10 protein-coding genes are annotated in these 12,393 nt (G+C 68.5%); 7 read left to right on the forward strand and 3 right to left on the reverse strand.

Annotated elements, in window-relative coordinates; genetic code table 11:
• Positions 1-52: 52 nt before the first annotated feature.
• The 3 genes from ACFYZQ_RS17300 to ACFYZQ_RS17310 all read left to right on the forward strand — a co-directional run bounded on the left by ACFYZQ_RS17300 (position 53) and on the right by ACFYZQ_RS17310 (position 4,442).
• Positions 53-754, forward strand: a complete 702-nt coding sequence (locus ACFYZQ_RS17300; protein WP_389147787.1) for an HAD family hydrolase — start codon at positions 53-55, stop codon at positions 752-754.
• Positions 755-1,185: 431 nt separating this feature from the next.
• Positions 1,186-2,790, forward strand: coding sequence for an ABC transporter substrate-binding protein (locus tag ACFYZQ_RS17305; RefSeq protein ID WP_389147789.1), 1,605 nt, complete (start codon positions 1,186-1,188; stop codon positions 2,788-2,790).
• A gap of 68 nt (positions 2,791-2,858) precedes the next feature.
• Entirely contained in the window at positions 2,859-4,442 is a 1,584-nt protein-coding gene (locus ACFYZQ_RS17310) for an ABC transporter substrate-binding protein (protein WP_389147792.1), read from the forward strand.
• A 74-nt stretch (positions 4,443-4,516) separates the two neighbouring features.
• Here ACFYZQ_RS17310 and ACFYZQ_RS17315 read toward each other — a convergent pair whose 3' ends face one another.
• Together ACFYZQ_RS17315 and ACFYZQ_RS17320 are read right to left on the reverse strand one after the other, a co-directional pair.
• Entirely contained in the window at positions 4,517-5,188 is a 672-nt protein-coding gene (locus ACFYZQ_RS17315) for a response regulator (RefSeq protein ID WP_388794819.1), read from the reverse strand.
• Positions 5,189-5,266: 78 nt separating this feature from the next.
• Positions 5,267-6,322 (reverse strand): RecB family exonuclease, encoded by a 1,056-nt coding sequence (locus ACFYZQ_RS17320; protein WP_389147795.1) that lies wholly within the window; start codon positions 6,320-6,322, stop codon positions 5,267-5,269.
• Positions 6,323-6,507: 185 nt separating this feature from the next.
• On the opposite strand from ACFYZQ_RS17320, the gene ACFYZQ_RS17325 reads away from it, so the two are divergent.
• From ACFYZQ_RS17325 to ACFYZQ_RS17335, 3 genes are all read left to right on the forward strand, one after another.
• Positions 6,508-8,001, forward strand: a complete 1,494-nt coding sequence (locus tag ACFYZQ_RS17325; protein WP_389147797.1) for a site-2 protease family protein — start codon at positions 6,508-6,510, stop codon at positions 7,999-8,001.
• Between the two features lie 50 nt (positions 8,002-8,051).
• Positions 8,052-8,954 (forward strand): tRNA (adenine-N1)-methyltransferase, encoded by a 903-nt coding sequence (locus tag ACFYZQ_RS17330; RefSeq protein ID WP_389147800.1) that lies wholly within the window; start codon positions 8,052-8,054, stop codon positions 8,952-8,954.
• 247 nt (positions 8,955-9,201) lie between these two features.
• Positions 9,202-9,780 carry a hypothetical protein gene (locus ACFYZQ_RS17335; protein ID WP_389147803.1) on the forward strand — a complete coding sequence of 193 codons (579 nt, stop codon included), beginning with the start codon at positions 9,202-9,204 and terminating at the stop codon, positions 9,778-9,780.
• Between the two features lie 65 nt (positions 9,781-9,845).
• On the opposite strand, the gene ACFYZQ_RS17340 is transcribed toward ACFYZQ_RS17335, so the two are convergent.
• The gene (locus ACFYZQ_RS17340; RefSeq protein WP_389147806.1) at positions 9,846-10,151 is read right to left on the reverse strand and encodes a ferredoxin; all 306 of its coding nucleotides are present in this window, start codon (positions 10,149-10,151) and stop codon (positions 9,846-9,848) included.
• Positions 10,152-10,394: 243 nt separating this feature from the next.
• Between ACFYZQ_RS17340 and arc the strand changes: the two genes are divergently transcribed.
• The gene (gene arc / locus ACFYZQ_RS17345) at positions 10,395-12,161 is read left to right on the forward strand and encodes a proteasome ATPase (RefSeq protein ID WP_389147809.1); all 1,767 of its coding nucleotides are present in this window, start codon (positions 10,395-10,397) and stop codon (positions 12,159-12,161) included.
• Positions 12,162-12,393: the final 232 nt, after the last annotated feature.

Consider the following 12,393-nt stretch of genomic DNA (forward strand, 5'->3'; position numbering starts at 1 on the left):
CCGGTTCCCGCACGGGAACCGGCCTGATCGTCCCTCCAGGAGGTGCGCCCCGATGACCAGCACGGTACCCGCGCTCGGAACCCGTACGGCGGAAGGCTCTGCCCTCCAGGCGGTGCTGCTCGACATGGACGGCACCCTGGTGGACACCGAGGGCTTCTGGTGGGATGTGGAAGTGGAGGTCTTCGCCCGTCTCGGCCACACCCTCGACGAGGCCTGGCGCCAGGTCGTGGTCGGCGGGCCCATGACCCGCAGCGCGGGCTTCCTCATCGAGGCCACCGGCGCCGACATCACCCTCGCCGAGCTCAGCGTGCTGCTCAACGACGGCTTCGAGGACCGTATCGGGCGTGCGCTGCCGCTGATGCCCGGAGCCGCCAGACTGCTGGCCGAACTGCACGAGCAGCGGATCCCGACCGCCCTGGTCTCCGCCTCGCACCGCCGCATCATCGACCGCGTGCTGGCCTCCCTGGGCCCCCAGCACTTCACCCTGTCCATCGCCGGCGACGAGGTGTCGCGCACCAAGCCGCACCCGGACCCGTATCTGCTCGCCGCCGCCGGACTGGCCGTGGATCCGGTCAGATGCGCGGTCGTCGAGGACACCGCGACCGGGGTCGCCGCGGCCGAGGCCGCCGGTTGTCACGTGGTCGCCGTGCCCTCCGTCGCACCCATCGCCCCGGCCGTCCGGCGGACCGTCGTGACCTCCCTGGAAGAGGTCGACCTGGCATTTCTGCGCGGCCTGATGACGGAAATGCGCTAGCCGTTCACCCAGCGTGCAAAGCCCATTGGGCAGAATCCCGGTTCAGTACACCCGAGTGGGCCGGGCGGTATTCGGAGCGCACCGACCGGCCGAATTCCACCACCGAACAACAGAGTTAGAAGTGTGACCTTAGACACTTCTCCGGGGGTCGACAGACGAGTTCAGCTGTGCTGCTCATCCTTGCTCTGTGGGATTCTGTGCGACCTTGTGTCCCGATTCATGGAACGCTGCACTAATCCTGCCACTGTCGGGTTTTCGGTGTGTCCGCACCCGGTTTCACTGCGTGATGGGAACTCAACTCCCTCGGCTGCGAACCCTCATGCGAGCGCGGACTAACCTCGACGCGAGAACATCGCACTTACCCCGTGACCCGCCGCGACACCCATGCATGCCGGGTACACGGACTCGAACAGCTCTGGAGAAACTCGAGCATGAACCGCAAGACCTTGGTGCTGCCGGCCGTGGCCGGCCTGCTCGCGCCGGTCCTCGCCGCGTGCGGCGGGGAGAACAGCGGGAGCAAGAGCGACGACGCGATCGTCGTCGGCACCACCGACCGGTTCACGGCCACGAAGAACGCCCCGGCCCCGCTCGACCCGGCCTACGCCTACGACGTCGGCACCTGGAACATCCTGCGCCAGACCGTGCAGACCCTCATGATCCAGCCCAAGGGCGAGGGAGACCCCGTACCCGAGGCCGCCGAAAGCTGCGGCTTCACCGACAGCGGCAACGAGCGCTACGCCTGCAAGCTCCGCGACGGGCTGAAGTTCGCCAACGGGGACGCCGTCACCGCCCAGGACGTGAAGTACTCGATCGAACGCGCCCTGCACATCAAGGCCGACAGCGGTGTGTTCGCCCTGCTGTCGACCATCGACACCATCGAGACGCAGGGCGACCGCGAGGTGATCTTCCACCTCAAGACCGCCGACGCCACCTTCCCGTACAAGCTGTCCACCCCGGTCGCGGGCATCGTGAACCCCAAGGACTACGCGAAGGACAAGCTGCGCGACGGCTTCTCGGTCGACGGTTCCGGCCCCTACACCTTCCGGGCCGACACCAAGAACGACGAGATCACCACCGCCATCTTCACCAAGAACCCCGACTACAAGGGCAGTCTGAAGGTCAGCAACGACCAGGTGCAGATGCGCTCCTTCGCCGACGCCGACGCCATGGGCGCCGCGATCGACAAGGGTGACATCGACGTCATGACCCGCACCATGTCGCCCGCCCAGATCAACAAGCTCGACGCCGGCTCCGACGAAAACGTCGATCTCGTCGGCATGCCCGGTCTGGAAATCCGCTACCTGGCCTTCAACACCGACGCGCCCACCGTGAAGACCACGGCGGTCCGCCAGGCGATGGCCCAGCTCATCGACCGCGGCGAGCTCGTCTCCAAGGTGTACGGCTCGCAGGCCGAACCGCTGTACTCGCTGGTCCCGGCCAACGTGACGGGCCACTCCAACTCGTTCTTCAACACGTACGGCGACCCGAGCGTCACCAAGGCCAAGTCGCTGCTGACCAGGGCCGGCATCAACACCCCGGTGAAGCTGACGCTGCACTACACCACCGACCACTACGGTGCCGCGACCAAGCAGGAGTTCCAGATCCTGCAGAAGCAGCTCAACGCCAGCGGTCTGTTCGACGTCAGCATCCAGGGCTCCCCCTGGTCCACCTTCCGGCCGGCCGAGCAGAAGGGGAAGTACGACGTCTACGGCATGGGCTGGTTCCCCGACTTCCCGGACGCCGACAACTTCCTCGCGCCGTTCCTCGACAAGAACAACTTCCTCGGCTCGCCGTACGACAACACCCAGATCCGCAACACGCTGATCCCGGACTCCCGTCGTGAGGCCGACCGGCTCACCGCCGCCAAGAACCTGACGAAGATCCAGGACATCGTTGCCGACGAGGTCCCCATCCTGCCGCTGTGGCAGGGCAAGCAGTACGTCGGCGCACGCACCGACATCACGGGTACCTCCTACGCGCTCAACTCCACCTCCACGCTCCAGCTGTGGGAGCTCGGCCGCGGTGTGAGCGGCTGACGCTCCCTCCTCATACCCGGGGCCGGTGACCGCGGCCCCGGGTTTCGACGACGACAAAGGCACCTCCAGTGAACAAGCGCACTCACTGGCCGGTCCTGCCCATCGTGGCGGGACTGGCCTCCGGCCTGTTGACCGGCTGCGGTTCGGGGACCGGCGACTCCGGTGGCACCGGCTCCTCCGTGGTGATGGGGATGTCCGACGACGTCCTCGCCACCGACCCGGCCTCCGGCTACGACCCGGGCTCCTGGCTGTTGTTCAACAACGTCTTCCAGTCGCTGCTGAGCTTCCCCAAGGGTGAGACGGAACCCGAGCCGGAGGCGGCCAAGGAGTGCTCATTCACGGACACCCAGGCCAAGGTGTACAAGTGCACCCTCAAGGACGGCCTGCAGTTCAGCAACGGTGACGCCCTCACCTCCGAGGACGTCAAGTTCTCCTTCGACCGCATGCTGAAGATCAACGACGCGGCCGGTCCCGCGATCATGTTCCCGATGCTCGACAAGGTCGAGACCCCCGACGCCAAGACGGTGGTGTTCCGGCTGAACGCCCCGGACGCCACCTTCCCCAGCAAGATCGCCTCCGGCGCCGGTTCCATCGTCGACCACAGCCAGTACGACGGCGGCCAACTGCGCAAGGACCACAAGGCCGTCGGCTCCGGCCCCTACCAGCTGGACTCCTTCGACGACGAGCAGGCCGTCTTCTCCGTCAACTCGCACTACAAGGGCACCGCCAAGGTGAAGAACTCCGGCGTGACCCTCAAGTTCTTCCACGGCAAGCAGGCCGACCTGGAGAAGGCCCTCGTCAAGGGCGACGTCGACATCGCCTACCGCGGCCTGACCGCCGGCGCCGTCGCCGGCATCGAGAAGCAGGACGCGAAAAGCGGCATCGAGGTCATCGACGGCACCAGCGCCGAAGTCCAGCACCTCGTCTTCAACATGCACGACCCCGTCGCCGGAAAGCTCGGCGTCCGCAAGGCCATCGCCTACCTGCTCGACCGTGACGCCCTGATGCGCAACGTCTACCAGGACACCGCGACCCCGCTGTACTCGATCATCCCGGCCGGCATCACCGGCCACAACACGGCGTTCTTCGACACCTACGGCGCCCGCCCCTCCAAGACCAAGGCCGCCGCCGCCCTCCACAACGACGGCATCAACGGCAAGGTCAAGCTCACCCTCTGGTCCACCCCCTCCCGCTACGGCCCCGCCACCGACCAGGAACTCAAGGCGATCGCCGCCCAGCTCAACGCCAGCGGCCTGTTCGACGCCGACGTCAAGTCCGTCGCGTTCAGCCAGTACGAGAAGGACATCGAGGCCGGCAAGTACGGCGTGTACGTCAAGGGCTGGGTGCCCGACTACCCCGACGCCGACAACTTCACGTCCCCCTTCTTCGGAAAGGGCAACGTGCTGAGCAACAACTACAACAACAGCACGATCACCGCCTCCCTCATCCCCAGCACGGCCGCCCAGAGCGACCGCTCCGCCACCACCAAGGACTTCGCCCGCCTCCAGAAGATCGTCGCCGACGAACTGCCCGTCCTGCCCATCTGGCAGGCCAAGCAGTACGCGGTCGTCCGGGACGGCGTCTACGGCCTGGAATACTGCCTCGACGCCTCGACCGTCTTCCGGTTCTGGGAACTCAGCAAGGACGACTGACGGCCTGCCACACACACCGAAGGGCGCCCCTTCTCCTCCGGGAAAGGGGCGCCCTTCGTAGTCGCACGGCCGCGCTACTGCCCCCCGGGACGCACCAGCCCGCTCTCGTACGCGTACACCGCCGCCTGCACCCGGTCCCGCAGCCCCAGCTTCGTCAGCACATGACCCACATGCGTCTTCACCGTCGTCTCGCTCACGAACAGGTCAGCGGCGATCTCCGCGTTCGACAGCCCCCGCGCCACCAGCTTCAGCACCTCCACCTCCCGGTCGGTCAGCGTGTGCAGCGTGTCCGGCACCGGCTCGTCCCCGGAAGGCAGATGCGTGGCGTACTTGTCCAGCAGCCGGCGCGTGATGCTCGGCGCGAGCATCGCCTCCCCGGCCGCCACCACCCGAATGGCCTGCACCAGCTCATCGGCCGGCGCGTCCTTGAGCAGAAAGCCGCTTGCCCCGGCACGCAGCGCCTCCACCACGTACTCGTCCAGGTCGAACGTGGTCAGCACCAGCACCTTCGCCGGGCCGTCCCGACCGGGACCGGTGATCTGCCGGGTCGCCTCCACCCCGTCCATCCGCGGCATGCGAATGTCCATCAGCACCACATCCGGCTGCAGGGCACGCACCTGGTCGAGAGCCTGCAGGCCGTCTCCGGCCTCGCCCACGACCGCGATGTCCTGCTCCGCCTCCAGGATCATCCGGAACCCGGTACGCAGCAGAGGCTGGTCGTCGACCAGTAGGACGCGGATGGCCACGTAAGTCTCCTTCGGCTAGTCCGGCCCCATTCTGCCCTGCGACACGGCAGCGGACTCGGCCGCCCTCGACGGCAGCGACTATGCCTCCCCGGGGGCGACCCCCGGACCCCCGGCCGAAGGCCCGTCGTCCGCCTGCACCGGCAGGGACTGTGCCCGCCCGGGGGCGACCCCCGGGCCCCCGGCCGAAGGCTCCTCGGTCACCCTCGTCGGCAGGGGGTACGGCGGGGGAGTGCCACCGAACTCCGGACAGTGCGCCTGGTGGTCGCACCAGCCGCACAGCTTCGTCGGACGCGGCCGCCACTCCCCGCTCTCCGTCGCCCGCCGGATCGCCTCCCACAACGCCAGCAGCTTGCGCTCGACCCGCTCCAGGTCGGCCAGGACCGGGTCGTACGTCAACACGTCACCGCTGCCCAGATACACCAGCTGCAGCCGACGCGGGACCACGTTCTTCAACCGCCACACGACCAGCGCGTAGAACTTCATCTGGAACAGCGCGCCCTCGGCATACTCCGGCCTCGGCGCCTTGCCGGTCTTGTAGTCGACGATCCGCACCTCGCCGGTCGGCGCCACGTCCACCCGGTCGATGATCCCCCGCAACCGCAGCCCCGACTCCAGCTCCGCCTCCACGAACAGCTCACGCTCGGCCGGCTCCAGACGCGTCGGGTCCTCCAGCGTGAACCATCGCTCGACCAGCCGCTCGGCCTCACCCAGCCAGCGGGCCAGCCGCTCACCCTCCGGATCGTCCGCGAACAGCTCCACCACCTCGGGCCGGCTCTCCCGCAGACGGTCCCACTGGCCGGGAACCAGCGCCTTGGCGCGCGGCGCGGTCCGCTCCGCCGCCGGCGCGTCGAAGAGCCGCTCCAGCACCGCGTGCACCAGCGTGCCCCTGGTGGCCGCCTCGCTGGGCCTCTCCGGCAGCCGGTCGATCACCCGGAACCGGTACAGCAGCGGGCACTGCATGAAATCACCGGCCCGCGAGGGCGACAGCGACGCCGGCGGCACGGCCACCCGCTCACCCGCGGTACCCGCCGCGGTCGCCGTGTCCGTCGAAGCCGCCTCCGCCGCGCCCCCCGGCAACGGATCCGCCTCCGAGTCCACGCCGCCCCCTGCCGTGCCCTCCATGCTGCTGTCCATGACCACAGACCATACGGCCCGGCACTGACAGTCACCCAGCCACCGACCACGCCTGTGGACAACCGGCGGCCCAACACAGGGGGTGCCGGCGCGGAACGGAGTACGACGGCCGCATACCATCGACCCCGAGACCCTTCCGCCCGGCACCCGGCAGGCGCGGAAGACGCTTCGAACGAGGGGACACCGTGGACGTGAGCGGCGCGAGCGGGCAGCCGCGGTCCGGCGACGACGAGCCGGCCCAGCACCCCGCGAGTCCAACGGCCCCGGCCACCGGCCACCCCGGGCCCGAGCCCCACGACACCCCCACACCACCGCCCCCCGCGGACGAACCCCCCGGCAGCCCCGAACCGGCACCCGCCGACACACCCCCCGAGAACCGCCCCGGCAACGACGACGACAGCCCCGCCGACACACCCGCCGCCCCGGACACCCCGCCGCCCCCCGCCCCCCGGCCCACCGGCGACGCCCCCGCCACCCCCGGACCGGCGAAGAGCCGCCCGCCCCGCCGCCCCCGCGAACCCGGCGGCGGCATGCTCATGGGACGCCCCTTCGGCGTACCCGTGTACGTGGCACCCAGCTGGTTCCTGGTCGCCGCACTGATCACCTGGGTGTTCGGCGGACAACTCGACCGGGTACTGCCCGAACTCGGCGCCGCCCGCTACCTCGTCGCCCTCTTCTTCGCCGTCGCCTTCTACGCCTCCGTCCTCATCCACGAACTCGCCCACACCGTCGCCGCACTCCGCTTCCGACTCCCCGTCCGCCGCATCCAGCTCCAGTTCTTCGGCGGCGTCTCCGAAATCGAGAAAGAAGCCGAAACCCCCGGACGAGAATTCGTACTCGCGTTCGTCGGCCCCCTGCTCTCCCTCGTCCTCGCCGGCCTGTTCTACCTCGCCATGCTGCCCGTCGCACCCGGCACCGTCCCCGGCGTCCTCCTGGCCGGCCTGATGATCTCCAACCTCATCGTCGCCGCCTTCAACCTCCTGCCCGGCCTCCCCCTCGACGGCGGCCGCATGCTCCGCGCCGTCGTCTGGAAAATCAGCGGCAAACCCATGACCGGCACCATCGCCGCCGCCTGGGTCGGCCGCGCCCTCGCCGTCACCGTCCTCATCGGCCTCCCCCTCCTCACCCAGTCCGGCGCACTCGGCACCACCGCCGAGGACAACGTCGGCATGGACACCGTCACCGACGCCCTGCTCGCCGCCATCCTCGCCGCCATCATCTGGACCGGCGCCGGCAACAGCCTCCGCATGGCCCGCCTGCGCGAACACCTCCCCGAACTCCGCGCCCGCACCCTCACCCGCCGCGCCGTCCCCGTCGAAACCCACACCCCCCTCTCCGAAGCCCTGCGCCGCGCCAACGCCGCCGGCGCCCGCGCCCTCGTCGTCGTCGACGCCGACGGCAACCCCCTCTCCCTCGTCCGCGAAGCCGCCATCGTCGGCGTACCCGAACACCGCCGCCCCTGGGTCACCGTCAGCGGCCTCGCCCAGGACCTCACCGACGGCATGCGCGTCTCCGCCGAACTCGCCGGCGAAGACCTCCTCGACGCCCTGCGCGCCACCCCCGCCACCGAATACCTCGTCGTCGAGGACACCGGCGAGATCTACGGCGTCCTGTCCGCCGCCGACGTGGAACGCGCCTTCGTCAAAGCCATGGCCCGCCCCACCCTCTCGCCCCCCTGACCCCCACCCGGATGGTCGGCGACCCCCGCAAACGCCGGTAGGCTGGTCACATGTCCGAACCGACCGGTGCCGCCCGCAGGCGCGGGCCCTTCAAGGTCGGGGACCAGGTACAGCTGACCGACCCCAAGGGCCGCCACTACACGTTCACACTCGAGGCCGGGAAGAACTTCCACACCCACAAGGGTTCCTTCCCGCACGACGAACTGATCGGCGCACCCGAGGGCAGCGTTGTCCGCACCACCGGAAACGTCGCCTACCTCGCGCTGCGCCCCCTGCTCCCCGACTACGTCCTGTCCATGCCCCGCGGGGCGGCCGTCGTCTACCCCAAGGACGCCGGGCAGATCCTCGCCTTCGCCGACATCTTCCCCGGCGCCCGCGTCGTCGAAGCCGGCGTCGGCTCCGGCTCGCTCAGCAGCTTCCTGCTGCGCGCCATCGGCGACCACGGCATGCTGCACAGCTACGAACGCCGCGAGGACTTCGCAGAGATCGCCAAGCAGAACGTCGAACGCTACTTCGGCGGTCCCCACCCCGCCTGGCAGCTCACCGTCGGCGACCTTCAGGACAACCTGTCCGACACCGACGTCGACCGCGTCATCCTCGACATGCTCGCCCCCTGGGAATGCCTCGAGGCCGTCTCCAAGGCACTCGTACCCGGCGGCATCCTCTGCTGCTACGTCGCCACCACCACCCAGCTCGCCCGGACCGTGGAATCCATTCGCGAGATCGGCTGCTTCAACGAGCCGACCGCCTGGGAGACCATGATCCGCAACTGGCACATCGAGGGCCTCGCCGTCCGTCCCGACCACCGGATGATCGGCCACACCGGCTTCCTCCTCACCGCCCGCCGCCTCGCCGACGGCGTCGAACCCCCCATGCGCCGCCGCCGCCCCGCCAAGGGCGCCTACGGCGAGGACTACGCCGGCCCCAACGCCGACGGAGGCACCGGCCGCTGAGCCGACCCCACCGCCGCACGGCCGCCCCTCCGGGCGCCCTTGCCGCACTCGCCGCACCAACGCACGGGCGCCACCGCGAAGTTCCCCCGACCCACCCGGAACCAAGCCACCGCGCCCGTGCGTTGACGGAGCACCAGGACCCACGCCCACCCGGCCAAGGAACCCTGACCCCGCCGTTCCCCCCGACTGTGACCTGTGGCACCATGCTGGCCACCCACCGGCACAGCCCTCCCAGGAGACGCTCCTAGTGCAGCAATCCGCCGTCCCGGAACTCGCTCACGCCCAGCCCCGCCCCATCCACTGGCTCGCCACCGCCACAGCCGTCGCCGCAGTAGTGGCCCTCTCCTCCGCCCTCCAGCCCGGATCCGCCACCGCCGCCCAGCCGACCACCGGCACCACAGCGAAATCCGCCCCGGCCGCCGCACCACCCACCACCACAGGCGTCGCCTTCCCCCTCCACTGCGGACGCGAAAAAGCAGTCGTCGCCAAAAAAGCGACCGGAGACCTCGACGGCGACGGCAAACCCGAAACGGTCGCCGTCGTCCACTGCGACACCGCCATGGGCACCCCACCCGACGCCGTCTACGTCCTCACCCACGCCGCCGACACCGGCAGACCACGCGTCGTCGCCACCCTCGTCGACCCCAAGGACCGGCTCAACGTCACCGACTTCACCGTCCGCGCCGAAGCCGTCACCGCAACCCTGCTCGGTTACTCCTCGTCCGACGTACCGAGTTGCTGCCCCGACCTCAAGACCCCCGCCAAGTGGCAATGGAAGAACGACGCCTTCATCCGCTCCACCCCAGCCGACGCCCACAGCGTCTGAAACCACCCCACCCCGCCCCGCACATGTGAGAAATCAGACAATGCTCACCGTGCGCGCCCGAGGCATCACTCAGCGTCCGGACCGTGAATCTCCACCTTGTCCAAAACTCGACGCACATGGATGCACTCACCCGGACACTCCCGCGCCGAGTCCACCACATCCGTCACAAGCGGCAACGGAACCGGCACCGTAGCCCCCTTGGCCTGCAGCAACTCCTCGTCCGCGCCCTTCACGTAGGCCAGGCCGTCGATGTCCAGCTCGAACACCTCCGGCGCGTACTGGGCACAGATCCCGTCGCCCGTACACAAATCCTGGTCGATCCAGACCTCCAGCGCCTCACTGCCGCTTCGGGCCTCCTGCTGCACGGTCATCTCTCCTGCCGTTTGAACGCGAAGCCGACGGGAATCCGGCCAGCTCTGACGGGTGTTGAACGTCCCGACCCTACCTCCGTCGGCTTCCCCGACACGTTCGGTGGGTATCCCCCTGATGCGAGGGAGAGCGCAAGGGTGAAGATCGGACACTCCTCGACAGTCTTTGTGATCTAGGGGTTTCAATCGGCACCCACCCAGGTAGGGTCTGGAAGCGTCCAGCTCCCCTTGGAGGAGGTGAGGACCGTGGCAGCCCACGACGACGACATGAACCGCGGCATCCGCCCGGGACGGGGGTCCGACGACCCGGCCGGGCAGATCGCCTATCTTGAGCAGGAGATCGCCGTCCTGCGACGCAAGCTCGCCGACTCTCCGCGACACACGAGAATTCTCGAAGAGCGGATCGTCGAGCTGCAGACCAACCTGGCCGGCGTGTCCGCCCAGAACGAGCGACTCGCCAACACACTCCGCGAGGCCCGCGACCAGATCGTGGCCCTCAAGGAAGAAGTCGACCGGCTCGCCCAGCCACCGGCCGGCTTCGGTGTCTTCCTGCAGGCCAACGAGGACGGCACCGCCGACATCTTCACCGGAGGCCGCAAACTCCGCGTGAACGTCAGCCCGAGCGTCGAAGTCGACGACCTCAGGCGCGGCCAGGAAGTCATGCTCAACGAAGCGCTCAACGTGGTCGAAGCCATGGAGTTCGAGCGCGTCGGGGACATCGTCACCCTCAAGGAGATCCTCGAGGACGGCGAGCGCGCCCTGGTGCTCGGGCACACCGACGAGGAACGGGTGGTACGGCTCGCCGAGCCGCTGCTGGACGTCACCATCCGCCCCGGCGACGCCCTGCTGCTCGAACCCCGCTCCGGCTACGTGTACGAGATCGTTCCGAAGAGCGAGGTCGAAGAACTCGTCCTCGAAGAGGTCCCCGACATCGGCTACGAGCAGATCGGCGGACTCGGCGGACAGATCGAAGCCATCCGCGACGCCGTAGAGCTCCCCTACCTCTACCCGGACCTGTTCAAAGAGCACGAACTGCGCCCACCCAAGGGCGTCCTCCTCTACGGACCCCCCGGATGCGGCAAGACGCTCATCGCCAAGGCCGTCGCCAATTCGCTGGCCAAGAAGGTCGCCGAAGTCACCGGCCAAGCCGCAGGCAAGAGCTTCTTCCTCAACATCAAGGGCCCCGAGCTCCTGAACAAGTACGTCGGCGAAACCGAACGGCAGATCCGCCTCGTCTTCCAGCGCGCACGGGAAAAGGCCAGCGAAGGCACCCCCGTGATCGTCTTCTTCGACGAGATGGAATCCCTCTTCCGCACCCGAGGCTCCGGCGTCAGCTCGGACGTGGAGAACACCATCGTCCCCCAGCTGCTCGCCGAGATCGACGGCGTGGAAGGCCTGCAGAACGTGGTCGTCATCGGCGCCTCCAACCGCGAGGACATGATCGACCCCGCCATCCTGCGCCCCGGCCGACTCGACGTGAAGATCAAGATCGAGCGCCCGGACGCCGAAGCGGCCAAGGACATCTTCGGGAAGTACCTCACCGAACGCCTCCCGCTGCACGCCGACGACCTCGGCGAACACAGCGGCGACAAGGGCCTCACGGTCCAGAGCATGATCCAGACCGCAGTCGAGCACATGTACGCCGAATCCGAGGAGAACCGCTTCCTGGAAGTCACCTACGCCAACGGTGACAAGGAAGTCCTCTACTTCAAGGACTTCAACTCCGGCGCCATGATCGAAAACATTGTCGGACGCGCCAAGAAAATGGCGATCAAGGAATTCCTCGACAACAACCAGAAGGGACTCCGCGTCTCCCACCTCCTCCAGGCATGCGTGGACGAGTTCAAGGAGAACGAAGACCTCCCCAACACCACCAACCCCGACGACTGGGCCCGAATCTCCGGAAAGAAGGGCGAACGGATCGTCTACATCCGCACCCTCATCACCGGAAAGCAGGGCGCGGACACCGGACGCTCCATCGACACGGTGGCGAACACCGGTCAGTACCTGTAAAAACAGGGCGGCTGCGGGTGCCCACCACGGGTACCCGCAGCCGAGTGTTTTCCAGGCACAGCTGAAGCACGCAAATGACGCAAATGATCTCCCCACCAGCGCAAAGGCGTTCTAGGCTCATTCCTACCGCCGAGTCGCGCAGTGCGGGGACGGGCACCGCACACGCACCGGAGCGCCAGCGGTAACTGAGCGGCGCCCACGACCGAGGGCGCCGCCGGGCAAGGAGGGCCGC

The organism is Streptomyces sp. NPDC001843 (assembly GCF_042891955.1).
Lineage (GTDB): Bacteria > Actinomycetota > Actinomycetes > Streptomycetales > Streptomycetaceae > Streptomyces.